Below are 25,221 nucleotides of genomic sequence, written 5' to 3' on the forward strand. Positions count from 1 at the left end.
GTCAAACCGTCCCATTATTCGGCGACTGCGCTCGTCGCAGGCTCGCTCTGGAGGCGAAGGCGTGTACGGCGTAGGCGAGCGTCGAGGCGATCGCCGCCCCGATCACACCCGCCCACGGGATGATCGCAAAGTACGCGGGAATCGCGAATGCGAGGGTGATGATGGCGACCACGGTCGTCGCCCGCTCGCCCCGCCTCTTCAACAGCAGGGCGCTCCAGCTCTTGCCAGCCGCGGTGGCCAGGGAGCCGGGCAGGAGAACGAGGCCGAGAAGCCAGGCGTGCCGGTACTCCGGCTGCAGGTAACCCAGCACACCGAGCCCGACGATGGCCGCCAGGGCGACCGGCAGAGCCGCGGTGACCACGGCCCGGGTGGGGTCGGGCCCATCGTTGCCATCCCGGCTGGCCAGGATCCGTTGCGCCCGTACGACGGCACCGGCCTGCGCGAACTCCAGCGCGGCGACCGCCAGGGCGTACACGCCGAGTGGGCCGGCGCCGACGAACCTGGCCACCAGGATCTGGTTGAACCGGAGCGTCATCATCTGGGCGAAGATCCCGAGGTGGAGGTTGCCGACGGCAGCCATGTCGGCGCGGTATTCCACCGCGGTCGCCTCCGGCCGTGGCGCGGGCCCGATCCGCCGGAGCATCCCCAGCACCAGGCCACACACGGACAGCGCGCTGACCCACTGGACAACGAGCCACACCATGCTCCAGAGGCCGCCGTCCAGGTGGCCAGCGAAGTACAGCGCGACGTAGCCACCGACCAGGACCGCCCCGCTCGCCGCACGCAGCGAGTAGACGACCATGAAGCTCTTCTGGCGCAGCGCGATCGACGAGACCGTGTTGAAGATCGTCAGGCCGGCCGCGGCCCCCACTCCGACCAGGTAGCTGCCGATCCCGGCCACCGCGGTGAGCACGGCGGCGGCGACGACGGAGAGGACTACCGAGGCTCCCAGCATCGCGAGGACCCAGGGGCGTCCGCGGGAGAAGACCCAGCCGCCCGGACGGGACAGCAGGAACGTGTCCAGGGACAGGCCACCCACGGCCGCGCCCAGCGTCGCGCTCACCATGTTCGCCGAGAGTTCACCGCGTTCCGCCGGCGGCAGGGCCACCGACAGGACTGCCGCCAGGCCGGTCAGGCCGAGAGCGCCCATGAAGAGACGCTCGGGTGCGATGAGCCGCCGCAGCAGGCTCACGACGCGCCTGCCGGGGGGTGGTGTGGGGTCTGGACTCGGCGATGGCCGAGCAGCATTGACCAGCGACACGCCGTTCTCGCCCCCGTTTTTTCGATACGTGCAACACGACGAGTCAAACGTCGCTGGCACTTTCTACCGGAACGCTGTTGCGCCTGCAATCGCCCGGGCGGCCCTAACCGAGAATGCCGAACACCTGCCGCAGTCGACAAGTGGTCGGCGTACACTTCCCGACCCGTGAGGATCCTCGTCACCGGCGGAGCCGGATTCATCGGGTCGGAGTACGTTCGCCTGCTGCTGGGCAAGCCCCTCGGCAGTGCCGACGGCGTGCCGCCGCTCGAGCCGGCGGTCGTGACCGTGCTCGACAAACTGACCTACTCGGGCAACCTGGCCAACCTCGACCCCGTCCGCGACGACCCGCGGCTACGGTTCGTCCAGGGCGACATCTGCGACCCGACCGTCGTCGACGAGGTCGTCGCCGACCACGACGTGATCGTGCACTTCGCCGCCGAATCCCACGTCGACCGGTCCATCGCCGGCGCCGCCCCGTTCGTCACCACCAACGTCCTGGGCACCCAGACCCTGCTCGACGCCGCGCTACGCCACCGCACCGGCCGCTTCGTGCACGTCTCCACCGACGAGGTCTACGGCTCCATCGACGACGGCTCCTGGACCGAAACCTGGCCCCTCGCCCCGAACTCCCCCTACTCGGCGTCGAAGGCCGGCTCCGACCTGCTCGCCCTGGCCTACCACCGCACCCACGGCATGGACGTCGTCGTCACCCGCTGCTCCAACAACTACGGCCCCTACCAGTTCCCCGAGAAGGTCATCCCGCTGTTCGTCAGCAACCTCCTCGACGGCGGCACCGTCCCCCTCTACGGCGACGGCGGCAACATCCGCGACTGGCTGCACGTACACGACCACTGCCGCGGCATCGCCCTCGTCCAGCAGAAGGGCCGCCCCGGCGAGGTCTACAACATCGGCGGCGGCACCGAGCTGACCAACAAGGAACTCACCGGCCTGCTCCTCGACGCCTGCGGCGCCGGCTGGGACCGCGTCGTCCCGGTCACCGACCGCAAGGGCCACGACCGCCGCTACTCCCTCGACATCACCAAGATCCACGAAGAACTCGGCTACACCCCCAGCATCACCCTCGACCAGGGCCTCGCCGACACCGTCGCCTGGTACCGCGACAACCGCACCTGGTGGGAACCCCTCAAGAGCACGCCGACCGCATGATCTGACAACGCCGCGGGTGGCGGCGCCGACGTTTCGAACCGTCGACGCCACCACCCGCGGCGGCTTGCTTCTGGTCAGCGACCCCCGGCGCGGAAGACCTCCGAGACGGTGCGGAGCACCACCTTGACGTCCAACCACAGCGACCAGTTCTCGATGTAGTAGTTGTCGAACCGGGCCCGGTCGGAGATCGGCGTGTCGCCCCGCAGACCGCTGACCTGGGCGAGGCCGGTGAGCCCGACGGGGACGCGGTGGCGTGCCGCGTAGTTCGGGTACTCGGCGGAGAACTTCTCGACGAAGTACGGACGCTCCGGCCGAGGCCCGACCACGCTCATGTCGCCGCGCAGGATGTTCCACAGCTGGGGCAGCTCGTCCAGCGAGGTCCGGCGCATGAACCGGCCGATCGGACCGACCCGGTTGTCGTGCGCGATGGACCAGTTGGTCTGGGACTCCTGCTCGTTCACCGGACGCATCGACCGGAACTTGATGACCTTGAACGGCTGGCCGTACCGGCCGATCCGCTCCTGGTAGAAGAAGATCCCACGGCCACCGTCGATGAGCGTGGCGATGGCGCAGAGCAGCAGCACCGGGCTCAACAGCAGGAGCGCGACCGCGGCGAACAGCACGTCGGACGCCCGTTTGATGGCCCACCGCGGGCCGGTCAGCGAGATGTCACCGATCTTGACGATGGGGAACGCGCCGATGTGGTCGGGGTAACCGTTGTGCGAGCGTGAACCCCACAGGCGCGGCACGGCCCAGAGGTCACAGCGCGAGCTGCGGGGCTGCAGCAGGGTTTCCATGAGCGTGGACTCGTGGCAGTCCGGGTCGGCGATGATCAGGACCTCGCACTCCGTCAGCCGGACGAGGTGTTCGAGGTCCGTCAGCGTCCCGCTCAGGGGAAGCGCAGCGTTGCCCTGACGGGACGAAGCGTCGACGCAGCCGACGAACCGCAGACCGTACTGGGGGTAGCGGCGCAGCAACCGTGCGAGTTCGAGGCCGATCGGCCCGCCGCCCACGATGAGCGCGTTGTGCTCCGCCCACCGACGCTTGCGGGACAGGACGGTGAACGCCCTGCTGGCCGCGCGCCCGAGGATCACGAGCAACGCCGACAGTGCGACGCCCCGCATGAAACCGCCGACGTACGTGACCGAGGCGTGCCGCTCCGCCGCGATGATGGCCACCACCGAGGCAGCGGCCAGCAGTCGCCCGGAGAGGCTCGGCAACTCGTCGAGGATGCTCACGTGGCGGCGCGGCCGGTAGAGGCCACCGACCGCGAAGAGGGTCACGGTCAGGACGGCGTTGGCCAACGTCCCGCGCCAGTAGCTCTGGCTCAACACCAGCGGAACGAGCAGCGCGACGACATCGACGGGCGCGACCATCATCCAGGCCCGTAGCCACCGGGTGCGCGACGAGGTGCGGGAACGGGCGTACGGCAGGACGGCGGTGGTGCCCAGGCCGGCCACCTCGACCTTGGGCTCCGCCTGAGCCTCGGACTCTCTCGCCTGGGGAACGGGTGGGGCGCCGCCGTAGAGGCGCGCCCCGTCCCCCGGGATGTCAATCTCCTCCCCGCCGAATGACGGCGTGGAGGAATGGCTGGTCGCCGGATGGCCTGACACTAGTGGACCTCCCCGTGAAAGCCCTCGGTCACGCATCCCGACCAGAAGGGCGACCGAACTCTACGATCGACCGAGGCGCGCCACCATAGCCGGCAAGCCAGTTCCTGCTCCTACTTTGCGGCGGACAGGATTTCCGGAACATTGTCGTTGCGGACCGCCTCGAAGACCTTGGCGGCCTTCTCCTTGTCGGCGAGAACCACGCTCTCGTTGCCCATCATCCCGGTGCCCTTGACCGGGCAGGTGAGGAACGTCAGGTTGCCGCTGCGCAGATCGCGCATCTCGGACGCGAGGTCCAGCAGGTTCAGCGACTTGTCCACGGCGACCGCGTCCGCCGTCGCCTTGACGAAGGAGTTGAGTTTGGCCGGGTTGGCGAGCGTTCCGCCGGATGCCGCCTTGTCCAGGATCGCCTTGATCACCTGCTGCTGGTGCCGGATCCGCGCGAAGTCGCCGTCGGCGAAGGCGTGGCGCTCGCGTGCGTAGTCGAGTGCGGCCGCCCCGTCCATCTTCTGCCGGCCGGCGTTGAACGTCCGGGTGCCATTGAGCGCATAGGCCGTGGTGAAGCCCTTCTCCACGTCCACGTTGATGCCGCCCAGCGCGTCGACGATCTCCTTGAAGCCTCCGAAGTCGACGATCGTCACGTGGTCGATGCGTACGCCGGTGAACTTTTCCACCGTCTGCACCATCAATGGGACGCCGCCCCACGCGAACGACGCGTTGATCTTCGCGTCCTTACCGCCCCGGCCCGTCGCGGACTTCGGCACGCTGACCCAGGTGTCTCGGGGGATCGAGATGAGCTGGGCGCTGGACCGGTCCTTCGGAAGGTGGGCCACGATGATCGTGTCGGTGCGGGAGCCCGACTCGTTGTCCGGATCGCGCGAGTCGCTGCCGAGCATCATGATGTTCATCGCGCCCTTGGCGGCCTGATCCACCACCGGGCGCTCGGCCTCCGGCACACCGTCGAAGGCGTCGACGCGCTCAATGCCGGAGTTGATCGACCGGAAGTACAACCCTCCGGCGATCATCCCGCCACCGCCGAGCAACGCCAGGACCACGAAAGTGATCAAAGCGACCTTTTGCCACCGGGGACGCTTCGAGCGCGTCTTCTTGGTTGGCTCCGAGGGCTCCTGCGCCGCGATGAAGTGAGTCTCGGGCTCCGCGTACTCTTGGCGATACTGCATGCCGCGATGCTACTGATTCCGGGTTACAGCCATGTACCCCCGTCCGGGTCATCCGGTTGTACAAGCCGACCCAAGACTTCTCCAACGAACGTTGGCGTGAACCTGCTATGAAGCAACGGTGGACGCCACGCAGCTCCGCCGAGCCATCGCCCGCACTCGACTCGCCCCCGTCGCCGCCTTCCCCAAGCGGCTCGCCCGGGTAGCCCGCCACGACGCCAGGGTGCTGCGCATCTCGGCCCGGTGGCTGGTCACCTCCCGTGAACATCACAACTACACGTACGAGCTGACCAAGCTCAGCCGCCACCACCTGGCCTGGTTCGTCAGCGTGGTCTGCGACCGGCCGGTCCAACAGGTCCGTGGCTGGCTCGACGAGATCGAGTCCGACCAGGCGCTACGGCGACACATCGAGCAGGCAACCGCCGCAGCCGCCCGCCGTGGCCTCGCCGACAAGCAGGTCCGCTACGCGCGCCGGATCGGTTGGTACGCCATCGTCCGAGCCACCCGACCGACGCACGTGGTGGAGACCGGCGTGGACAAGGGGTTGGGCACGTGTGTCCTGGCCGCCGCCCTGCTGCGCAACGCCCAAGAGGGGCACCCCGGCCGCGTCACCTCGCTGGACATCAACCCCGAGGCCGGGTACCTCGCCCGGGTCGCACCCTGGTCGGACGTCGTCGACCTGGTGATCGGCGACTCGATCGCCTCGATCGGCGCCCTGGACCGTCAGGTCGACCTCTTCCTGCACGACAGCGACCACAGCCGCGCCCACGAGAAGCGCGAGTTCGATGCCATCGAGTCGAAGCTCGCCCCCGGCGCGATCCTGCTCACCGACAACGTCACCAGCACCAACGTGCTCGCCGAGCACGCCGAGCGCACCGGCCGGCGGTTCCTCGCCTACCGGGAGAGCCCCGCCGACCACTGGTACCCGGGCGATGGGATCGGCGTGGCATGGTGACCGGGTGCGGCTGACATCGATTCACACGTACCCCGTCAAGGGTTGTCACCGGGTCGACCACGACGGCGCGTTCGTGCAACCGTGGGGCCTGGCGGGCGACCGACGCTGGATGGTCGTGGACGCCGACGGCGTCGGCGTCACCCAGCGGGAGACCACCCGGCTGGTCGGCCTGCGTGCCAGCGTGCGCCCCGGAGGTCTGGCACTGCGCGCCGACGGGCAGCCCGACCTCGACGTGCCCGAGCCGACCGTCGGTGAGCCGGTCGCGGTGCGTACCTTCCGCAGTCGCAAGGTCCCGGTCCCGGCTCTGCCGGCCGGTCGAGCCGCCGACGACTGGCTCGGCGCGCTGCTCGGCCGACCGGTCCGACTGGTCTGGCTGGCCCGGCCGACTCGCCACCTGGCCGCCGAGGATCGCGAACACGACACCGGCGACCAGGTCAGCTTCGCCGACGCCTACCCGCTGCTGCTGGCGAACGCCGCCTCCCTCGACGTCCTCAACGACTGGTTGGCCGAGGCGGGGGAGGAGCCGGTGCCGATGACCAGGTTCCGACCGAACCTGGTGGTCGACGGAGTGCCGGCCTGGGCTGAGGACGACTGGATCGGCCGGTCGCTGCGCATCGGCGACCTGCGGTTCCGCGCCGCCGGGCCGTGCGACCGCTGCGTGGTGACCACGACGGACCAGGAAACCGGGGTACGCGCGAAGGAGCCGCTGCGCACCCTCGGACGCCACCGCAACATCAAGCAGAAGCTCCTCTTCGGACTGCACCTGGTGCCGCTGGACAGCGGCCAACTGGCGGTGGGGGCGCCGATCAGCACCGCGTCCTGACCGCGATCGTCTTCGGCTGCGATCGGAATGCGCCGATCACCGTCCGTCGATGCTGTCTTAGCTTTGGCTTAGCCGACTTGTCCGCCCACGCCCGGTCCGGCAGCATCGCCGTCGTGACGGACGGAAGCGCTGTCGACATCGACATCGACCTGGACCATGCTCCCGAGGCCCGGCCCGCATCGTCGTCCAGCCCGATGCCCTGGCTGGTCGCCACCGGCGTCACCGTTCTCGCGGCGGCTCTTGGGCTCACCCTGACCCTGCGGTCCGGGTCCGCCCCGGCCTGCGCCGCCGGCCGGACGCTCGCCGCCGCGCCGCCCACCGGCAACGCCACGCACAGCGGCAAGGCGAGCTTCTACGACTCGAACGGCGCTGGCGGCAACTGCTCGAACCCCGCTGCCCCGGCCAACCGGCTCTACGTCGCGCTCGGCCCGACCGAATACTCCGCCGCTGCGGCCTGCGGTGGATTTCTCGATGTGACCGGCCCGAAGGGCACCGTCCGTGTGCTGATCATGGACCAGTGTCCGGAGTGTGCGCCCGGGCATCTCGACCTGTCCCGCGAGGCGTTCGCCCGGATCGCCGACCCGGTCCAGGGCCTCGTCGCCGTGACCTACCGGGCGGTGGTCAACCCGCCACTGCCGGGACCGCTCACCTTCCGAATCAAGGAGGGCGCGTCGCAGTGGTGGTTCGCCGTCCGCATCGGTAACCACGGCAACCCACTGCGTTCCGTCGAGGTCCGGCAGGGCGACGGCGGTCCGTGGCGGTCGGCGGCCCGGCAGGACTACAACTACTGGCTGATCGCCTCCGGCGCCGGGCCCGGCCCGTTCAGTGTCCGCGTGAACGACGTGTACGGAAACCGGGCCACCGTCGGAGGCATCCGCATGGCACCCGGCCAGGTGCAGAACAGCGCAGTCCGGATGTACGCGCGCGCCGCCGTCGCGGCCACCTCGCGCCCATCGGCAACGGCGCGGCCGCCTGGCAACCGGCCCACCGGTACACCGACGCCGGCCCGCCGTCCGGTCGAGGTGGCGAGGGCGAGCGCCGCGGCCACCGGCACACCGACCACCCGCCCGGCCGGTGCGAACGCCCGTTGGTGCGCAGCCTGACCGCTCAGTCGACCGGCGTGAGGTCGAGCCACATCAGGATCTCGTCCCGGTCGTCGTCGGCCGCCAACCGCAACGCCCCCGGCAGTCGGCCGATCTCCCGGTACCCGAGGCGGCCGTAGAACTTGTCCAACCCCAACCCGTCGCGCACCGTGACGTGCAGCGCCTCGTGGCCGAACTCCCTACCCAGCCGGGCGGCCTCGGTCATCAACGCCGAGCCGTAGCCGGTGCCCTGGGTGTCCGGGTGGACCATCACCCGCTTCAGCACGCACCAGTGCGTCTTGAGCGGGAAACGGTTGTCGCTGAAGATCAGTAGGCCCACCAGCCGGTCGCCTGAGTATCCGACCAGCAGCCGATCCGGTCCGTCGGCGATGCCGGCGAAGGTCGGGTCGGCGGTGACCTGGACGTCGGCGGCGGTCACCGGCGGGACGAACCCGACCGCGCCGCCAGCGTTGCTGACATCCGCCCAGAGGTCGACGATCTCGGCGCGTAGCTGTGGGGTCAGATCGGGGTCGAGGACGAAGCGCAGACTCACGCCCGCCATCCTGACTCGGCGACCAGGCCCGCGACCCGTGACAGTGACGCGACCGACAACCGCGGCCCGGCAGGTGGTGCTCGTTGACCTGTGCGGGAGAGGGGATTCGAACCCCCACATCCTCTCGGATACAGGTTCCTAAGACCTGCGCGGCTGCCGTTACGCCACTCCCGCCAACTCGCTGAGTCTAGAACGTCTCGCGTCGAGGGGTCAGTCCAGGCCGAGGTCGCGGCGGAGCTTGGCGACGTGCCCGGTGGCCTTGACGTTGTAGAGCGCGCGCTCGATCTTGCCGTCGGCGTCGATCACGAACGTCGAGCGGATCACGCCGGTGACGGTCTTGCCGTACAGCTGCTTTTCGCCGTACGCGCCGTAGGCGGTCAGCACCGCCCTGTCCAGGTCCGACACCAGCGGGAAGGTGATCGCGTCGCGCTCGCGGAACTTCGCCAGCTTCTCCGGCTTGTCCGGGGAGATGCCGACGACCTCGTAGCCGGCGGCCTGGAGCGAGGCGAGCGAGTCGCGGAAGTCGCAGGCCTGCTTGGTGCAGCCGGGGGTCATCGCGGCCGGGTAGGCGTAGAGGACCACCTTGCGGCCTCGCAGGTCGGCGAGGGAGAGCTGGTCGCCGGTATCGGTGGTGAGGGTGAACTCGGGCGCGGGGTCACCGGGGGAGAGTCGGTCGGGCGCGGTCATGGCCCGACGATACCGCCGGGCCGGCGGATGCCGTCGTCGGCGACGCGCAGTGGTGTCGCACCCGTCATCGGCCGGAAGGGTGATCATCACCTCCCGTTGTTGCCAGAGTCTGGCAACAACGGGGCTTGGGAAATAGGCTGACGCACGCCGGCCCGGTCGGGCCCGCTGACGTGTGGGAGGTCGCGTGGAAACACTGGCGATGCACATCTCGAACGGGATCATCGACGGTCCCGTCGCGGCGATCTTCGCTGCGCTCGCGCTTGCCGCGCTCACCGCCTGCGTCCTGCGCGGACGGCGCGACCTGGACGACCGGCTGGCCCCGATGGCGGGCCTGGTGGCCGCCTTCATCTTCGCCGTCCAGATGCTCAACTTCCCGATCTTCACGGCCGGCGTGAGTGGTCACCTGCTCGGTGGCGCGCTCGCCGCCATGCTGGTCGGCCCGTGGGTCGGCGCGCTCTGCGTGGCCGTGGTCCTGGTCGTGCAGGCACTGATCTTCGGTGACGGCGGCGTGGCGATGCTCGGCCTCAACATCACGAACATGGCGCTGCTCGGCACCGCCGCGGCGTACGTGCTGATCGCGGTGCTGCTGCGGGTGCTGCCCCGCACGCGGGCCGGTCTGGCGGTGACCGCGTTCGTCGCCGCGATGCTCAGCGTGGTGGTCGCGTCGCAGGGCTTCGTCCTGGAGTACTGGCTGGGCGGCACCACCGACCTGGGCAGCAACCTGACCGGCCTGGCCGGCACGATGGCCGGCGTCCACCTGCTGATCGGCATCGGCGAGGGCCTGATCACCGCGACCACCGTGCTCACCGTCGCGAAGGTGCGACCCGACCTGGTGTACGCGCTGCGCTCCCTGCGCGCGCCCGCCGCCCCCGCTGTCCCGGTCGCTGGAGGTGTTCGATGAAGAATCGCTCGTGGGCCTTCCTGGCCGGTGGCCTGCTGGTCGCCCTGCTGCTCGCCGGTGTGGTGAGCAACTACGCCTCGTCCCACCCGGACGGGCTGGATTCGTCCCTGCTCAAGGGCTGCACGGTCGACGCCGACGACAACATCGTCGGCGGCAGTTGCCCGGCTCAGCAGACACGGGACCACGAGTTGGCCGACAGTCCGCTCGCCGACTACGGCGTGCGGGGTGTGCAGAACAGCTTCGTCTCCACCGGCCTCTCCGGGGTGCTCGGGGTGTTGGTCACGTTCGCGATCGGCGCCGGCGGCTTCTGGCTGCTGCGCCGCCGGGGCACCACGCCCACCGGCGGTGACGCGACGACGTCCGCCGAGGGCGCGACGCCCGCCGAGGTTGACGCGGCGACGTCCCGCGCCAGCACCGCCGGCTGAGCAGGGGGTACGCGCAATGGGTGCCGGTCACGGGCATGTGCTGTACCGCGAGTCGGAATCTCCGGTGCACCGGCTCCCACCCGAGGTCAAGATCGTGGCGATGGTGGTCTTCACCATCGCCGTGGTGGCCACCCCACGCACGGCGTTCTGGGCTTTCGGCGCGTACGCCGTGCTGGTGGCGGCGGTGGCGGCGCTGGCACGGGTGGGGCCGCGGTGGTTGCTCAGCCGGGCGCTGATCGAGCTGCCGTTCGTGCTGTTCGCCGTGGCGCTGCCGTTCCTCGGCGCTGGCCCTCGGGTCGACGTGCTGGGCCTGCGGCTGTCCGAGGACGGGCTGCACGGTGCCTGGAACATCCTGGCCAAGGGCACCCTGGGTGTGCTCGCCTCGCTGCTGCTCGCCGCGACCACCACCACCCGGGACCTGATCGTGGGGCTGGACCGTTTGCACTGCCCGCAGGTGCTCACCCAGATCGCCACGTTCATGCTGCGCTACCTCGACGTGCTGGTCGGCGAGGCGCGGAGGATGCGGGTGGCCCGGATCTCCCGGGGTGACGACCCGCGCTTCCTGTGGCAGTTGCGTGGCTTCGCCGCCGGGATCGGGGCGTTGTTCCTGCGCGCCTTCGAGCGTGGTGAGCGGGTCTATCTGGCGATGCTGTCGCGGGGTTACACCGGGCGGATGCCCGCCGTCTGGCAGGGCGATGGTGCGGCGAGCGCCGGTCAGTGGCTGGTCGCGGCGACCGTGCCGGTGTTGGCCGCCTCCATCGCTGCCACGGCCCTCGTGCTGACATGATCGGTGTCGTGCAGACCGCTGTCTCCCTGGACGTTCGTGGTGTTCGGTACGCGTATCCGGACGGGCACGTCGCCCTGCACGGGGTGGACCTGAACGTGCCGCGCGGTGAGCGGGTGGCGCTGCTCGGGCCCAACGGGGCCGGCAAGACGACGCTGGTGCTGCATCTCAACGGCATCCTCACCCCGACCGAGGGCAGCGTGAGTGTCGGCGGGCTGACGGTCACACCGGACCGGGCGACCCTGGCCGAGGTGCGTCGCCGGGTGGGCATCGTCTTCCAGGACCCGGACGACCAGTTGTTCCTGCCCACGGTGGCGGAGGACGTGGCGTTCGGGCCGGCGAACCTGGGTCTGCGCGGGGCGGAGTTGGCCGCCCGGGTGGACGAGGCGCTCGCCGCGGTGGGGATGGGTGAGCACCGGGACCGCGCCCCGCAGCACCTCTCGTTCGGGCAGCGCCGCCGGGTGGCGGTGGCCACCGTGCTCGCCATGCACCCGGAGATCCTGGTGCTCGACGAGCCGTCGTCGAACCTGGACCCGGCGGCCCGCCGTGAGCTGGCCGAGATCCTGCGCGACCTGCCGGTGACCCTGCTGATGGTCACGCACGACCTGCCGTACGCGGCGGAGCTCTGCGAACGCTCGGTGATCCTCGACGGTGGCCGGATCGTGGCCGACGCCCCCACCCTCGACCTGCTGCGTGACGCGCCCCTGCTGGCCAAACACCGCCTGGAACTCCCCTACGGCTTCACCCCCCGCCCCTAACCCCACCCCACCCCACCCCACCCCCCACCCCCCACCCCTCGCCGATCTTGCACTTAGTGTCCCGACTTTTGGTGCAGAAGCCGCATAGCGGCGACCCAAAGTGCAAGATCGCGGAGGTGCGCGGAGGGTCAGGGGCGGGTTGGGGTTCGGGTTCGGGTTGGGGTCTTTGCGGTCGCGTGTAGGCGGAGGACGCCTGCTGACGTCGCACCGGTGCCGGTGATCAGCGCTGCCGCCACCATCACCCGGGCGATCTCGGGTGACCAGGGCACCGGGGCGATGGACCGGGCGAACACGGCGGCGTTCGCCGCGCCGGAGAAGAGCGCCAGACAGGCCCCGGCCAGCGCCACCGCGAAGTCGGCGGCCGGGCGGCGGGCCAGCGCGTACCACCCGGCGGCGATCGCACCGAGGCCGGTGAGCAGCGACCAGATCTGCCCGGACAGCAATCCGAGCGCCACCCCGCCCAGCCCCTGGGCGCCCGCGTCCAGCTCCCGCCCCACCGGGTACACGACGGCCACCACGCCGCCGGCGACCAGCAACGCGCCCAGCGCCGACAACGCGCGGGCGCCAGCAGGGGCTGCGGCGGCGACCAGGCCGAGCGCGCCCATCGCCAGCAGCCCCACGATGGTCACCGCCCACCAGGTGTACGCGTCCGGCGGCGGCACCCAGTCCAACGTTCCGTTGATCATCACCGGGTCGGCGCCGTCGCGCAGTGGGACCGCCCAGTCGCGGACCCGGTGTTCACGGTCCGGCGCGGCGCGTACCTCCGCGGGTGGCGCCGACTCCTGCCACAGCGCGCGCTGGTCGTGCCAGCGCACCGTGGGCTCGTCGGAGACCCGCCGCCAGGACGGCGGAGCGGCCGGGTCGGCCTCGGCCGGGAGCGCGGTGTCCCCGGCGATGGTGCGGTTCAGGTAGGTGGCGGGGGAGCGGCTGTTCTCGAAGACCCCGTCCGGGCCGACCCGCAGGTACGGCTCGCCGGAGTAGCCGATGACCTCGATGGTGCGACCGGTGCTGTTGCTCAACTCGAGCCGTGCGCCCGCCTCGACGACGCGTACCTCCAACCCTGGCCGCGCCGGCGTCACCCCGGTGGTCCGGGTGCGGTAGTCGGTGCCGTCCGGTGCGTCCGCGCCGTGCGCGGCGGCCGGCGCCGCGGTGCTCAGGGTGACCATGCAGGCCGCGGCGGCGACCAGGCCGACGCGGGCCAGCAGGGTACGGATCACTTGCCGGCCGCCGCCACGGCTGCGGTGAGAGCGTCCGGGGTGGGGTTGTCGAGCGGCTGACCGTTGACCATGACGGTCGGTGTGCCGGTGACGTTGCTGCGGCTGGCCTCGTCGGTGACGTGTTCGGTCCACGTCCGGTACGTGCGGTCGTTGACGCAACTGCCGAACGAGCCCCGATCGAGGCCCACACCGGTGCCGATGTCGATCAGCTCGCCGTCGGTGAGCCCGGCGCTGCCCTCCGGCGGCTGCTTGTCGAAGAGCGCCTTCGCGTACTCGCGGAACTTGCCGCCGGCCGCGGCACAGCCGGAAGCGGCCGAGGAGCGGGTGGAGTACTCGGTGGTGGAGAAACGGTTGAGGTAGGCGACCGGGTGGTAGACCACCTTCGCCTTGTTCTCGGCCACCAACTGTTCGAGCGTCGCCCCGGTGTTCCCCTCGAACTGCTTGCAGACCGGGCAGAGGAAGTCCTCGTAGACGTCGACGGTGACCGGCCCGCCACCGGTGACGATGCCGGTGCCGGCCGCGTTGGCGCCGGGCGGGGTGGTGAAGTCGTCGGAGCGCTGGTTGGACCAGACGGCCCAGCCGATGACACCGGCGATGACCAGGACGGCGACTGCGGCGGCGGAGACCCAGATCGTGCGTCGGCGCCGCCGCTCGCGGGCGAGCTGCTCACGGACCACCCGGGCGGCGTCCCGCTGCCCCTTGCGACTACTCATCCTCGTCCTCCACAGCGGGTTCGCCGGACAACCACCCGTCCACCGATACCGGCGTACGCGGCCAGATCAGCAGAAATCCGGCCAGTACCAAGAATCCCAGGTCCCGCAGGATCTCCGGGAGGTAACTGGGGGCCTGCCCCTCGGCCAACTGCCCGCCGCTGCCGAAGCAGCCGCAGTCGATGGCCAGCCCTCGCGCCCACGCCGAGGCGATCCCCGCGATGAAGACCACCAGCAGCGCGGCCGACACCCCGGCGACAAGCCGGGTGGCCAGCCCGAGCAGCAGCAGCACGCCCAGCGCCAGCTCGACGAAGGGCAGGGCTGCGCCGATCACCGTCGCCACGTCGTACGGCATCACCTGGTAGGCGTTGACGGCCCGCCCGGAGGCGGCGAGATCGCCGACCTTCGACGCGCCGGCGACGAGCCAGACGGCGGCGAGGCCGAGCCGGGCCGCGATGCCGAGCCAGGGCCGGACGACAGACCACCGGTCGACCCGGGTGGGAGGTGCAGTCACGCTCATTTGTCGTCCCGTCTCCGCCGGAAGTTCCGCGCTCAGCCGGTCAGGGCGTCGCCGACCGCCTCGACCAGCTCGTCACGGGCCCGAGCGACCCGGGAACGGATGGTGCCCACCGGCACCCCTTCGACGGCGGCGGCCTCGGCGTACGACAGGCCGAGCAGTTGGGTGAGCACAAACGCGGCACGCCGCTCGGCGCTGAGCCTGCGGACCAGGTCCGCGGCGCCGAACTGGCCGGCCGGATCCGGGTGTGGGCGGTCGGTGTACGCGTTCGCCGCCAGGCGCTCGTCGAGCCGGCGGCGGCGGATCACCGTGCGCAGGTGGTCGGCGCAGGCCCGCCGGGCGATGCCGAGCAGCCAGGTGCGGGCGCTCGAGCGACCCTCGAACGCGGGCAGGGCCCGAAACGCCCGCAGGTACGTCTCCTGGGTCAGGTCGTCGGCGCTGTCCGGGTCGACCAGGGCGGCGGCGAACCGCCACACCTCGACCTGGGTGAGCCGGACGAACGCCGCCTGGGCGGTCGGATCGCCGTCGCGCGCGGTCAACGCCCACTCGGTCGCCTTGTCCCGGGCGGCAGCACCGGCCGGCTCTGCCGGACCGGCGGCACCGGTGTCACGCGGGACAGGGATCACGACAAACCAGGTTACGCGGCGCCCGGCGGAGCGTCAGGGTCCTTCGGCCCTTGGATGGTCTGCGACACGTCGGGAACTTTTTCCCGCCACGCGCCGACTACCAGATCATGACTTGCGACCACGAGCGCGATCACCGGTCTCGGGTCGCCGAAAGCGACACCCGTGGGCGACCATGGCCGGCATGACTGTCGCCCTCCGCCGCCGGATCGCCCGGCTGGCCGCAGCCGCCGGCCTCCTGGTCACCGTCGTTGCCTTGTTGATCGCGCCCGCCACCCCGGCCAGCGCCCACGCGGTGCTGGAGAGCAGCAGCCCGGCCGCCGCCGCCGTCGTGCCGAGCGGGCCGTCCGAGGTGGTCCTCACGTTCAGCGAATCGGTCCGCAAGGTTCCCGGCAAGATCCGGGTCATCGCCCCGGACGGCTCCCGGGCCGACCGGGGCGAGCCGTCGTTCGGCGGCGCGGTGGTGACCATTCCGGTGGACCCGGGCGGCGCGCGCGGCACCTACCTGGTCAGCTTCCGAGTGATCTCCGCCGACAGCCACCCGGTGTCCGGGGCGTTCACCTACTCGGTCGGCGCACCCTCGACGCCCCCCGTCGACGACGGCGCGGACAGCCGCGCCAACCCGGTGGTGGGTACGGCGGTGAAGGTGGCTCGTTTCCTCGGCTACCTCGGCCTGGTGCTGCTGGTCGGGCCGGCGCTGGTGCTCGCCGCACTGTGGCCACGACGGCTCTCCCGGCAGGGACCGGCCCGGCTGGCCTGGGCGGGCCTCGGCCTGGTGGCCGTCGCCACCCTCGCCGACCTGTGGTTGCAGGTGCCCTACACGGCCGGCGGCGGTCTCTTCGAGGTCACCGGCGAGGGGTTCGGCAGCGTGATCGGCAGCGCCTTCGGCGCCGCCCACCTGGTCCGACTCGGCCTGCTGGCGGCCTCCGCCTTCCTGCTCCGGCCGCTGCTGGCCCGGCCTGTCGGCCGCGCTGACGCGATCATCCTGGCCGTGCTGGGCGGGGCTGCCCTGCTGACCTGGCCGCTGGCCGGGCACCCGGCGGCCTCGCCGGCACCGGCGGTCTCCGTGGTGGTGGACGCGGTCCACCTGGGCAGCATGGCGGTCTGGCTGGGCGGTCTGCTCATGCTCGCCGCGTTCCTGCTGCGTCAGGCCGACGAGCGGGAGTTGGGCGCGATCCTGCCGATCTGGTCACGCTGGGCGGCGCTCGCCGTCTCGGCGCTGCTGCTGGCCGGCACCGTCCAGGCGTTGATCGAGGTGGCCACTCCGAAGGCGCTGTTCAACACCACGTACGGGCAGTTGCTGCTGGCCAAGATCGCGCTGTTCGCGGTGGTGATCGCTGTGGCCGCGTACTCCCGGCAGTTGGTGCGTCGGCGCATCGCGGCGGAGCGCCCGGCGCCGGTCCGCCGGGCGGTCTGGGTGGAGTTGGCCGTGACCGTGGTGGTGCTGGGCCTGTCCGCCACGCTCGTGCAGACCACGCCCGCCCGGACCGCCGTGGCCGGGCCGTCCGTCGCCGAGGCCGGCGAGTTCAGCACACGGCTGTCCAGCCCGCTCTATTCGCTGGAGGTCGAGGTGAGCCCGGCCCAGCGGGGCAACAATTCAGTGCACCTGTTCGCCTACGGCAAGGACAACCTGCCGCTGCCGGTGGCCGAGTGGCGGGCGACCGCCGCGCTGCCGTCGGCCGGGATCGAACCGATCGAGGTCCCGTTGCTGCCGCTGAGCGACTACCACGCCTACGGCGACATCAGCCTGCCGGCCGCTGGCGACTGGCAATTGAAGATCACCGTCCGCACGACCGACATCGACCAGGCCACGGTGACCGCCACCGTGCCCATCCGTTAGAGAGGTTTCGCGAGAGCCATGACCCGATTCCGGCGTACCGCAACCGCCGCTGCCGCCCTGGCGTTCACCGCCGCCGCCACCGCTGTGCTCGGCTTCGCCGGACCGGCGTCCGCTCACGTCACGGTGAACCCGAAGGAGGCGACCCAGGGCGGCTACGCCCGGGTGGCGTTCCGGGTGCCCAACGAGAGTGACAGCGCCTCGACCACCAAGCTGGAGGTGACGCTGCCGGAGGACGCCCCGGTCGGCTCGGTGTCGACCATGCCGGTGCCCGGGTGGACGGTGGCCACGGAGAAGCGCAAGGTGGACCCGCCGATCGACGTGCACGGCAGCCAGCTCACCGAGGCGATCTCCAAGATCACCTGGACGGCCACCGGCGATGCGGCGGTGAAGCCGGGTCAGTTCCAGGAGTTCCCCGTCTCGATGGGGCCGCTGCCGCAGGTCGACACGATGGTCTTCAAGGTCCTGCAGACCTACTCGGACGGCAACATCTCGCGCTGGATCGAGCCGCCGACGCCGGGTGCTGAGGAGCCGGAGCACCCGGCCCCGGTGCTCACCCTGGCCCCCGCTGCGGCGCCAGCTGGTTCGGCTGCACCCACCGTTGCCGCCTCGGCCGTCGCGTCGTCCAAGGACGACGAGGGCAACGGGCTCGCGGTCGGCCTCGGTGTGGCCGGTCTCGTCGCCGGTCTGGCCGGCCTGGTGCTGGGTGGGCTGGCGTTCGCCCGTTCGCGCCGAGAGCCGGTCGTCAAGGCCTGACCCCGTCGCACACGCTGGCCCGCCGGGACGATCCGGCGGGCCAGCGCGCTCCCCGCAGTCAGACCTGGCCGTGCCGTGGATATCCCCTGATCAGAGCGCCCACGTCGGTAAGGTCGGCCGGGTATCTGGCTACGGAAGGGGACGGTGCGAATGCGTTTCGTGCGGGCGATCGCCGGAGTACTGCTGTTGGTCGTGGGGATTCCGGCGCTGCTCGCCGGTGGCGCGTTGTGGCTGGTAGCCCGACACGCCGGCCCCGATGGGGCGTTCGCCGCCCGCTTCGAGACGATTCGCACCCCCGGTCACGCGGTCGTCGTCACCGACCTCGACCGGTTGCTGCGGGAGGCCGCCCCCTTCACGCGTGCCGGCCAGACCCTGCTGCGACTGGACGCCCGCACCGCGGACGGTCCGGCCTTCCTCGGGCTGGCGCCCGCCGCCGAGGTGAGCCGCTGGCTGGAGTCGGTGCCGCACGCCTCGGTCCGCCGGCTGACGCTGGCCCGGGGCCCGCTGCCGGTCCGGCTGGACCCGGCCGGTCCCACTGCCGGCGGCTCGGCTGATCCGGCCGGTCCTACCGCTGGCATCCCGGCCGCTGGTGGCAGCCCGGCCGCCGCTGCGCCGGTCAGCCCGCTGGGGCGGGCGTCGTGGACACGCCAGGGGATCGGCTCGCTGGAGTGGAGTGCGGACGACCTGGCCGGCGAGCCGATGAGCCTGGTGGTGATGCGCCCCGACGGGGTCGCCGACCTGGCCCTGGACCTGCGCGCCGAGTTGCGGGCAGGGTGGACCGGCCCGGCCACCTGGGGTCTGCTGTCCACGGGTGTCCTGCTGGTGGTGTGTGCTCTGCTGATCCTGCTGCGACCGCTGCGTCCGCGCGAGGTGATCTTCGTGGTCGAGCCGGATCAGGTGCCGGTGCTCGCCGGGCGGCTCGGGGTCACCTCGCTGAGTGGCCTGGGTGCCCGGGATCCCGGGTCGACTTTGCGGTTCCCGGCCGTACGACAGCTCACCTCGGTCGGTTCGGCCGCGGGGGAGCGGCCCCGGTCGGCGATCGGCGCTGAGTCGGGCCGGCCGGCCACCCTCGCCGACCTGGACGCGCCGGTCCGGTTGCCCCGGCGGCCGGCGGCGACGCTGAGTCTCGCCTGGCCGCCGGTCGGCGCGGAGACCACGGTTCGGCCGGTGGCGTTGGACGAAACGGCGAGTGGCCCTCCGCGCTGCCGACGCGGAGGGCCACCCTCACCGGGGGATCGGTGCTACCCGAGCGACGCTTGAGGTAGATGAGGCCAGATTAGCGCCGATGGCGGCTACTGGGGAGATCTGTCCATTTGGTGCGATTTTTCCTCACGGCGGCTTGAGCGCAGCGGCCCCAGGCGCACCGTGGTCGAGCGCACCGGCAGGGCCGCCAGCAGCAGCACACTGAGCAGCACGTAGCCGTTCTGCTTGACGAAATCCACCGGATCTTCGGTGCGGACCGGTTCGGTGCCCCAGTCCTGGAACGTCACCACGCCGTAGATGATCAGAGCGGCGGTGCCCAGCGCGAGGCCGATCAACCACCACCGTCGGCGCAGCTCGTCCGGGCGGTTGGCACTCAACGCCGCGTCCGCGAGTAGCACCACGGCCGGCACGAACCAGTAGATGTGGTGGGTCCAGGTGATCGGGCTCGCCAGGGAGCCGACCAGCCCGGTCAGCGTCAGGCCCGTCAACAGGTCGCCGGCCCGAGCCGCGCGGGCGGCCCGCCACAGCCCGTAGGCGGCGATCACGGCGACCAGCAGCAGCCAGAGCAGCCGGTCCGGCTTCTCCGGCGCGGTAAACCGGCTGAGCAGGCCGAACAGCGACTGGTTGCCGACGTAGTCGGTGCGCCCCACCCGATCGGTGGCCCACAGTTCGTGGGTCCAGAACCGCCACGAGTCGCCCGGGGCGACCGCCGCCGCGAGCAGGGTCGCCGCCGCCGCGGTCACGCTGGCCACCGCCGCGGCCCGCCACCGTCGGGTCGCCAACAGGTACACGATGAAGATGCCGGGGAAGAGCTTCAGCGCCGTCGCCAGCCCCACGCCCACCCCGGCCCAGCGCCGCGCCTGCGGCACCGCGTACAGCAGGTCGCCCAGGATGAGTACGACCAGCAGCATGTTGATCTGGCCGAAGGTGATCGTCTCGCGGGTGCTCTCCACCGCCAGCACCAGCAGGACGGCGGCGATCAGGGTGAACGCTCGCGGCAAATCGTGTCGGGCGATGACCGGTGTCACCAGCCACCGGGTGGTCAGCACCACGGCCAGCACGGTGAGCACCGTGAAGATCGTCACAGTGGCGCCCAGCTTCAGCAGCCCGAACGGCCACAGCAGCAGCGCGCTGAATGGCGGGTAGGTGAAGTACAACTCGCCCTGCACCCGGTCGGGTTGGACGTAGTCGTAGAGCGGGTGGCCGGCGCGCCACCAGTCCACCGCCGACATGTAGATCTTGAGGTCGAGGAACTTGTGGTTCAGGCCCGGCAGGTACAGCGCTGGCAGCACGGCGATGAGGGCCACCACCGCGACCAGGCGACGGACCGTACGGCCGCCGGGATCGTCATCGGTGACGGCGGGCGGTGCGACGGGTTCTGCTGGCACCCCGAAACCCTAGCGGGCTGGTCCGCTGAGAGCGCGCAGCCGCGAGGCGTGGGCTGCGCGTAGGCTGTCCCGGTGGCTGATCTCCTCGTTTGGATCGACTGTGAGATGACCGGGCTGGACCTCGGCAGGGACAAGCTGATCGAGGTTGCGGCACTGGTCACCGATCCCGACCTCAACGTGCTGGGTGACGGGGTCGACGTGGTGATCCACGCCGATGAGGCGGCGCTGGAGGGGATGCCCGAGATCGTCCAGACGATGCACGCCAAGTCCGGCCTCACCGAGGAGGTCCGTCGTTCGGCGGTCACCCTCGCCGAGGCGGAAGACCTGGTCCTGGACTACGTCCGCACCTTCGTCAAGGATCCGCGCACGGCGCCGCTCTGCGGCAACTCGATCGCCACCGACCGGGGCTTCATCGCCCGGGACATGCCCCGCCTCGACGCGCACCTGCACTACCGGATGATCGACGTCTCGTCGATCAAGGAACTCTGCCGTCGCTGGTACCCCCGGGTGTACTTCGGCCAGCCGCAGAAGGGCCTCGCGCACCGGGCGCTGGCCGACATCCGGGAGAGCATCCGGGAATTGGAGTACTACCGGCGCACGGTCTTCGTCCCGCTGCCCGGCCCCGACGTCGAGACCGCCAAGGCGATCGCCGCCGAACTCTGACCCGGGCAGCGGCCACCGGGGAGCAGGGAACCCGCTAGACGTGGTGCGCGACGGTGTGGCTATTATTGGTCCGCACCCCGCCCGGGGCGATCGACCGGGCGACGGAGGCATGGTGGCTGTAGCTCAGTTGGCAGAGCACCGGGTTGTGGTCCCGGTTGTCGTGGGTTCAATTCCCATCAGTCACCCAGTTGGTTTCACTGCTCAGGCCCCCTCCTCGGAGGGGGCCTGAGTCGTTTTGGGGGCGAGATAGGGGCTACGCGAAAGCCCCCTCCGAGGAGGGGGCTTTCGTCAGGTCGCTCAGGCGGTCGGGGTGGGTGTCGGCGTGTCGGCGGCGTCCGGGGTCGGGGTGGCGTCCGGGTCGGCCGGCTGCTCGTACGGGAGGGCGCTGCCCTTGACGTACTCGTCCCAGCTCATGTTCCAGTCGGTCCAGCCGTTGCCGTTCTGCAGCCTGCGCTCGGTGCCCTTGACCGTGATCGGGTCGCCGACCTGGGTGTTCTTGAACAGCCAGTCGCCGTTGGCCATCGACACGTTCACGCAACCGTGCGAGACGTTCACGCTGCCCTGCTGGCCCTCGGACCAGGGCGCGGCGTGGATGAACTCGCCACCCCAGGTGAGCCGCTGCGCAAAGTCGATCTTGGTGCGGTAGCCCTCCTCGGGGCCCAGCTCCTCCATCGTGTCGAAGACGGTCTTGCGCAGCTTCTCGATCACCACCATCGTCCCGCTGGACGAGGGAGTGGCCTTCTTGCCGAGGCTGACCGGGATGGTCTTGACCACGGCGCCGTTGCGGGTCACCGTCATCCGCTTGGTCTTGTTGTCCACCGTCATGATCACCGACGCGCCGATCTTGATGTCCACCGCGAGGTCGGCGCGGCCGTACCAGCCCGCACCCATCGGCAGGCCACCAGCCTGCACCCGGTAGGAGACCTTGCTGTCGGCCTTCCAGAACTCCTTCGGCCGGTACCGGATCTCGGTGGGGCTGACCCAGTGCCAGATGCCCTCCTGGGCCGGTGTCGAGGTCACCGTCATCCGGCGCTGCACGTCGTCGCGGTAGTCCTCCGGGATGGCCCGGCTGAACTTCACGATCAGCGGCATTCCGACCCCGACCACCTGGTTGTCACCGAGGAAGCTGCTCACCCGTACCTGATTGGCCGGCTTGGCCATGGTGGTGAAGGTGCTGGTCGCGGTGGCCGGACGATCGTCGTCGCCGGTGGCGGTCACGGTCGCCGTGTAGCTCGTGCCATACGCCAGCGCGCCGGCCGGCAGCCACGTCTTGCCATCCGCGGCGAGGGTGCCCTCGATCGCCTTGCCGGTCGCGTCCTTGAGGTCGACGGTGGTCTTCACGGCGTCCTTCGTGGTGAAGGTGATGCCGGTGGACGCTGGCACGTCCTTGGCGTCGGTCGCCGGCTCGCTGATGGTCGCCGCCGCCTTCGGTGCCGGGCTCTCCCCGCCCCCGTGCCACGAGGACGGCTTGCCGCCGTCGCCGTCGGTGCAGGCGGAGGTGAAGGCCAGCGCCACGGCGAGGAGCCCCGCCGCGAACACGCGGCGTCGCCCACCGGGCCTGATCAGCTGGTCCTGGCTAGCTCGCATGATTCCCTCACAGTCGTGGTCGCTGCCCCATCGTCTCCTACTGACGCGCCAGAGCCGGCCCCGGTTGCCGAGGGTGAACCGAAACACGCCGACCGTCGTGCCGGAATTTTGCTACTATCCGGCGTTTCGTGAGCGTGGCTCGTCTCCGTACCGGGGCTGAGGGGTCGCCGCGGCAGCGTCGCGTCGCGGGAGTGCAAGGGTACGCGCCGGCCCGGCCATCGGCAGGGCCGGCGCGAAATGGCCGACGGCTCAGAGCGCCGGGCCGGCCCCGCCACTCGGCACGGGCAGTGCGCTGCCCTTGATGAACTGCGACCAGCTCTGGCTCCACGCCGTCCAGCCGTTGCCGGCGGCGAGCCGGCGCTCGGTGCCCTTGATCGTGATCGGGTCACCGATCCTCGTCTTGTCGAACAGCCACCGGGCGTTCGCCATGGACACGTTCACGCAGCCGTGCGAGACGTTCTGGCGCCCCTGCACGTGCTCCGACCAGGGGGCGGCGTGGATGTACTCGCCACCCCAGGTGAGCCGCTGGGCGAACTCGATGTCGGTGACGTAGCGGTTGGCCGGGTCCGGGTCGTCGCGGGTGTCGAAGGTCGTGGCTTCCTTCTTCTCCATCACGACCATCGTGCCGCTGGACGACGGCGTGCTCTTCTTGCCGAGGCTCACCGGAATGGTGCGCACCAGCGCGCCGTTCTCGTACACCGTCATCTTCTTGTTGGCGTTGTCGACCTTCATCTCGAAGGACCGCCCGATCTTGGCGGTGGCCTTCCGGTCGACGTCGCCGTACTTGCCGTTGCTCAGCGGTATGCCAGCCAGCGCGATCCGCACCGTGATGGTGGTGCCGGGCTTCCAGTACTCGGGTGCCCGGTAGTAGGCCTGCGTGCCGTTGTCGACCCAGTGCCACGCCCCCGGCTGCGGCGGGTCGGTGCGGACGAACATCCGCTTCTGCACCGCCGCCCGGTCCTTCTTCGGAATCCCCGGGTGGAACTCGGTGACCACCGGCATGGCCACCCCGTAGCTCTTGTCGTCGAAGAGGTACAGGCCGGAACCAACAGTCGACTTCGGCTTGGCCATCGTGGTGAAGCTGCTCGTGCCCTGGCTGCTCGTGCCGTCGGCAGCGCTCGCCGTCACCGAGGCGGTGTAGCGGGTGCCGTACTTCAGCGGGGCGGACGGCACCCAGGCGGAACCGTCGGTGCGCAGCTTGCCCTCCACCGCGCCCCCGCCGTCCGCCGTCAGGGTGACGGCGGAGACCTTCCCGCCGTCCGGGAGCTTCGCGCTGATCTCCGTGCTCACCGGCCGGTTGTTCGTGCCGTCGGCCGGGCTCAGGGTGAGCGTGGGCCCGCTCTGCGCGCTTGGCGTGCCCGGTGCCGAGGGCGCGGACGAGTCTGGTGCGGCGCTCGTGTCTGAGGACGCCCCGCCGACGAATTCCGGCTTCTTCTGCTTGTCGCCGCACCCGGTCAGTGCCAGCGACGCCACCAGAGTCAGAGCGCCCAGCACCGCCCCGGCTCGCGTGAACCGTGTCATCCCCACCTCTGTTCTCGCGTACCTGGCGGACATCGTGCCGCATCAACGCCGCAACTCACCCCCCTGTCTTGAGCGCGATGGTGGTTTTGTGCCCTCTTGCCCGCAAAGCTCGACCGAAGGGTGGAGTCGGGTAACCGAATTGGAGCCCGACTCGGGCGGGTGCTAATGTTCTCTCCGTTGCCGAACGAGCGCCGCTAGCTCAACTGGCAGAGCAGCGGACTCTTAATCCGCGGGTTCGGGGTTCGAGTCCCTGGCGGCGCACCAGCAATAATCTGGGCATCTTCCCTTCATGGGTGGGTGCCCAGATGTCGTTTCGACGCCAGCAACAGCCGCAACCCGTCAGCGTCAGCACCCCACCCGGTTGGCCCTCGACGCCCTCAAACTGATCGTGCGCAACGACTGACTGCGGGGGAGCGCGTGGCCGCCGACTCCGTACCGACCGGCAGCCCGGAAACGGTCCTCGTCTGCATTCGAGGCAACTCCGGTTCGGGTAAGAGCAGCATCGCCAGAGAGTTGCGGCGTCGGCACGGCCGGGGTTGTGCGTTGGTAGAGCAGGACTACCTGCGTCGCATCGTGCTGCGCGAGCGGGACCGTCCCGGCTGGGCGGCGCCGGCGTTGATCGAACAGACCGTGCGTTTCGCGCTCGACCACGGCTACCACGTGGTGCTGGAGGGCATCCTGCACACCAGCCGTTACCGGAGCATCTTGACGGGTCTGTGGGACGGCCACCGGGGGCGGTCACTGTTCTGCTATCTCGACGTTTCCCTGCCCGAGACCCTGAGCCGGCACCTCACGCGTCCGCAGGTCAGCGAGTTCACCGCCGAGCACATGAGCGGCTGGTACGCCGCCCACGACGTCCTCGGCTGGCCCGGCGAACTCGTCCTCCCAGAGACCGTCGCGCTGGAGGAAGCCGTCGAGGCCATCGCCGCAGCCGCCGGACTACCGCAAACAGGGCGGGACGACGACGTGCTCCCGATCGTCCCGTAGTGCCCAGTCGCGGCGTGGTCCTGACGAG

Annotated in this window: 25 protein-coding genes and 3 tRNA genes; 15 read left to right on the top strand and 13 right to left on the bottom strand. The window is 70.7% G+C overall.

The window, feature by feature from the left end; genetic code table 11:
- Position 1: 1 nt before the first annotated feature.
- Positions 2 to 1,192: a polysaccharide biosynthesis protein gene (locus HNR20_RS19820; RefSeq protein WP_229686963.1), complete on the bottom strand. Its 1,191-nt coding sequence runs from the start codon at positions 1,190 to 1,192 to the stop codon at positions 2 to 4.
- A 234-nt stretch (positions 1,193 to 1,426) separates the two neighbouring features.
- Between HNR20_RS19820 and rfbB the strand changes: the two genes are divergently transcribed.
- Positions 1,427 to 2,428 (top strand): dTDP-glucose 4,6-dehydratase, encoded by a 1,002-nt coding sequence (gene rfbB, locus HNR20_RS19825; RefSeq protein ID WP_184181999.1) that lies wholly within the window; start codon positions 1,427 to 1,429, stop codon positions 2,426 to 2,428.
- A gap of 74 nt (positions 2,429 to 2,502) precedes the next feature.
- On the opposite strand, the gene HNR20_RS19830 is transcribed toward rfbB, so the two are convergent.
- Positions 2,503 to 3,807 (bottom strand): sugar transferase, encoded by a 1,305-nt coding sequence (locus HNR20_RS19830; protein WP_184188716.1) that lies wholly within the window; start codon positions 3,805 to 3,807, stop codon positions 2,503 to 2,505.
- Between the two features lie 344 nt (positions 3,808 to 4,151).
- Positions 4,152 to 5,219 (bottom strand): LCP family protein, encoded by a 1,068-nt coding sequence (locus HNR20_RS19835; RefSeq protein ID WP_184182001.1) that lies wholly within the window; start codon positions 5,217 to 5,219, stop codon positions 4,152 to 4,154.
- Positions 5,220 to 5,337: 118 nt separating this feature from the next.
- Here HNR20_RS19835 and HNR20_RS32740 point away from each other — a divergent pair, with 118 nt between their 5' ends.
- The 3 genes from HNR20_RS32740 (at position 5,338) to HNR20_RS19850 (ending at position 8,097) form a co-directional block, all read left to right on the top strand.
- Positions 5,338 to 6,171, top strand: coding sequence for an O-methyltransferase (locus HNR20_RS32740; RefSeq protein WP_184182003.1), 834 nt, complete (start codon positions 5,338 to 5,340; stop codon positions 6,169 to 6,171).
- Between the two features lie 4 nt (positions 6,172 to 6,175).
- A complete protein-coding gene (locus tag HNR20_RS19845) occupies positions 6,176 to 6,994 on the top strand; it encodes an MOSC domain-containing protein (protein WP_184182005.1) in 819 nt (272 codons plus the stop codon).
- 113 nt (positions 6,995 to 7,107) lie between these two features.
- Positions 7,108 to 8,097: an expansin EXLX1 family cellulose-binding protein gene (locus HNR20_RS19850; RefSeq protein ID WP_229687445.1), complete on the top strand. Its 990-nt coding sequence runs from the start codon at positions 7,108 to 7,110 to the stop codon at positions 8,095 to 8,097.
- A gap of 4 nt (positions 8,098 to 8,101) precedes the next feature.
- Here the strand turns inward: HNR20_RS19850 and HNR20_RS19855 are convergent, their stop codons facing one another.
- The 3 genes from HNR20_RS19855 to bcp all read right to left on the bottom strand — a co-directional run bounded on the left by HNR20_RS19855 (position 8,102) and on the right by bcp (position 9,316).
- Entirely contained in the window at positions 8,102 to 8,629 is a 528-nt protein-coding gene (locus tag HNR20_RS19855) for a GNAT family N-acetyltransferase (protein WP_184182007.1), read from the bottom strand.
- A gap of 91 nt (positions 8,630 to 8,720) precedes the next feature.
- Positions 8,721 to 8,803 (bottom strand) — tRNA-Leu (locus HNR20_RS19860).
- A gap of 36 nt (positions 8,804 to 8,839) precedes the next feature.
- Positions 8,840 to 9,316, bottom strand: a complete 477-nt coding sequence (gene bcp / locus HNR20_RS19865; protein ID WP_184182009.1) for a thioredoxin-dependent thiol peroxidase — start codon at positions 9,314 to 9,316, stop codon at positions 8,840 to 8,842.
- A gap of 184 nt (positions 9,317 to 9,500) precedes the next feature.
- Between bcp and HNR20_RS19870 the strand changes: the two genes are divergently transcribed.
- From HNR20_RS19870 to HNR20_RS19885, 4 genes are read left to right on the top strand one after another with little or no spacing between them, the layout of a single operon-like run.
- Positions 9,501 to 10,217 carry an energy-coupling factor ABC transporter permease gene (locus HNR20_RS19870; protein WP_184182011.1) on the top strand — a complete coding sequence of 239 codons (717 nt, stop codon included), beginning with the start codon at positions 9,501 to 9,503 and terminating at the stop codon, positions 10,215 to 10,217.
- Positions 10,214 to 10,642: a PDGLE domain-containing protein gene (locus HNR20_RS19875; protein ID WP_184182013.1), complete on the top strand. Its 429-nt coding sequence runs from the start codon at positions 10,214 to 10,216 to the stop codon at positions 10,640 to 10,642. The genes HNR20_RS19870 and HNR20_RS19875 overlap by 4 nt, the downstream gene beginning before the upstream one ends.
- A 16-nt stretch (positions 10,643 to 10,658) precedes the next feature.
- A complete protein-coding gene (gene cbiQ / locus HNR20_RS19880) occupies positions 10,659 to 11,429 on the top strand; it encodes a cobalt ECF transporter T component CbiQ (RefSeq protein WP_184182015.1) in 771 nt (256 codons plus the stop codon).
- A complete protein-coding gene (locus tag HNR20_RS19885) occupies positions 11,426 to 12,184 on the top strand; it encodes an energy-coupling factor ABC transporter ATP-binding protein (protein ID WP_184182017.1) in 759 nt (252 codons plus the stop codon). The genes cbiQ and HNR20_RS19885 overlap by 4 nt, the downstream gene beginning before the upstream one ends.
- A gap of 128 nt (positions 12,185 to 12,312) precedes the next feature.
- Here HNR20_RS19885 and HNR20_RS19890 read toward each other — a convergent pair whose 3' ends face one another.
- From HNR20_RS19890 to HNR20_RS19905, 4 genes are read right to left on the bottom strand one after another with little or no spacing between them, the layout of a single operon-like run.
- Positions 12,313 to 13,401 (bottom strand): hypothetical protein, encoded by a 1,089-nt coding sequence (locus HNR20_RS19890; protein ID WP_229687446.1) that lies wholly within the window; start codon positions 13,399 to 13,401, stop codon positions 12,313 to 12,315.
- The gene (locus HNR20_RS19895; RefSeq protein WP_184182019.1) at positions 13,398 to 14,114 is read right to left on the bottom strand and encodes a DsbA family protein; all 717 of its coding nucleotides are present in this window, start codon (positions 14,112 to 14,114) and stop codon (positions 13,398 to 13,400) included. The genes HNR20_RS19890 and HNR20_RS19895 overlap by 4 nt, the downstream gene beginning before the upstream one ends.
- Complete coding sequence (locus tag HNR20_RS19900; protein ID WP_184182021.1) at positions 14,107 to 14,631, bottom strand: MauE/DoxX family redox-associated membrane protein; 525 nt, start codon at positions 14,629 to 14,631, stop codon at positions 14,107 to 14,109. The genes HNR20_RS19895 and HNR20_RS19900 overlap by 8 nt, the downstream gene beginning before the upstream one ends.
- Positions 14,632 to 14,663: 32 nt before the next feature.
- A complete protein-coding gene (locus tag HNR20_RS19905) occupies positions 14,664 to 15,254 on the bottom strand; it encodes a sigma-70 family RNA polymerase sigma factor (RefSeq protein WP_184182023.1) in 591 nt (196 codons plus the stop codon).
- Between the two features lie 172 nt (positions 15,255 to 15,426).
- On the opposite strand from HNR20_RS19905, the gene HNR20_RS19910 reads away from it, so the two are divergent.
- The 3 genes from HNR20_RS19910 (at position 15,427) to HNR20_RS32930 (ending at position 19,104) form a co-directional block, all read left to right on the top strand.
- Positions 15,427 to 17,091: a copper resistance CopC/CopD family protein gene (locus HNR20_RS19910; RefSeq protein WP_184182025.1), complete on the top strand. Its 1,665-nt coding sequence runs from the start codon at positions 15,427 to 15,429 to the stop codon at positions 17,089 to 17,091.
- 18 nt (positions 17,092 to 17,109) lie between these two features.
- On the top strand, positions 17,110 to 17,844 hold the full coding sequence (locus tag HNR20_RS19915) for a YcnI family copper-binding membrane protein (RefSeq protein WP_184182027.1): 735 nt from the start codon (positions 17,110 to 17,112) through the stop codon (positions 17,842 to 17,844).
- A gap of 150 nt (positions 17,845 to 17,994) precedes the next feature.
- On the top strand, positions 17,995 to 19,104 hold the full coding sequence (locus HNR20_RS32930; RefSeq protein ID WP_373291118.1) for a hypothetical protein: 1,110 nt from the start codon (positions 17,995 to 17,997) through the stop codon (positions 19,102 to 19,104).
- Positions 19,105 to 19,136: 32 nt separating this feature from the next.
- Here HNR20_RS32930 and HNR20_RS19925 read toward each other — a convergent pair whose 3' ends face one another.
- A complete protein-coding gene (locus tag HNR20_RS19925) occupies positions 19,137 to 20,435 on the bottom strand; it encodes a glycosyltransferase family 87 protein (RefSeq protein WP_184182029.1) in 1,299 nt (432 codons plus the stop codon).
- A 72-nt stretch (positions 20,436 to 20,507) separates the two neighbouring features.
- Between HNR20_RS19925 and orn the strand changes: the two genes are divergently transcribed.
- Both orn and HNR20_RS19935 read left to right on the top strand, forming a co-directional pair.
- A complete protein-coding gene (gene orn / locus HNR20_RS19930) occupies positions 20,508 to 21,098 on the top strand; it encodes an oligoribonuclease (protein ID WP_091393455.1) in 591 nt (196 codons plus the stop codon).
- Between the two features lie 112 nt (positions 21,099 to 21,210).
- Positions 21,211 to 21,283 (top strand) — tRNA-His (locus HNR20_RS19935).
- A 112-nt stretch (positions 21,284 to 21,395) separates the two neighbouring features.
- Here the strand turns inward: HNR20_RS19935 and HNR20_RS19940 are convergent.
- On the bottom strand, positions 21,396 to 22,685 hold the full coding sequence (locus tag HNR20_RS19940) for a L,D-transpeptidase (protein WP_184182031.1): 1,290 nt from the start codon (positions 22,683 to 22,685) through the stop codon (positions 21,396 to 21,398).
- A gap of 249 nt (positions 22,686 to 22,934) precedes the next feature.
- Positions 22,935 to 24,206: a L,D-transpeptidase gene (locus HNR20_RS19945; RefSeq protein WP_184182033.1), complete on the bottom strand. Its 1,272-nt coding sequence runs from the start codon at positions 24,204 to 24,206 to the stop codon at positions 22,935 to 22,937.
- Between the two features lie 188 nt (positions 24,207 to 24,394).
- On the opposite strand from HNR20_RS19945, the gene HNR20_RS19950 reads away from it, so the two are divergent.
- Together HNR20_RS19950 and HNR20_RS19955 are read left to right on the top strand one after the other, a co-directional pair.
- A tRNA-Lys gene (locus tag HNR20_RS19950) sits at positions 24,395 to 24,470 on the top strand.
- Positions 24,471 to 24,623: 153 nt separating this feature from the next.
- Positions 24,624 to 25,193 (top strand): kinase, encoded by a 570-nt coding sequence (locus HNR20_RS19955; RefSeq protein ID WP_184182035.1) that lies wholly within the window; start codon positions 24,624 to 24,626, stop codon positions 25,191 to 25,193.
- Positions 25,194 to 25,221 lie beyond the last annotated feature (28 nt).

This window comes from Micromonospora parathelypteridis (genome assembly GCF_014201145.1).
Classification (GTDB): Bacteria; Actinomycetota; Actinomycetes; order Mycobacteriales; family Micromonosporaceae; genus Micromonospora; species Micromonospora parathelypteridis.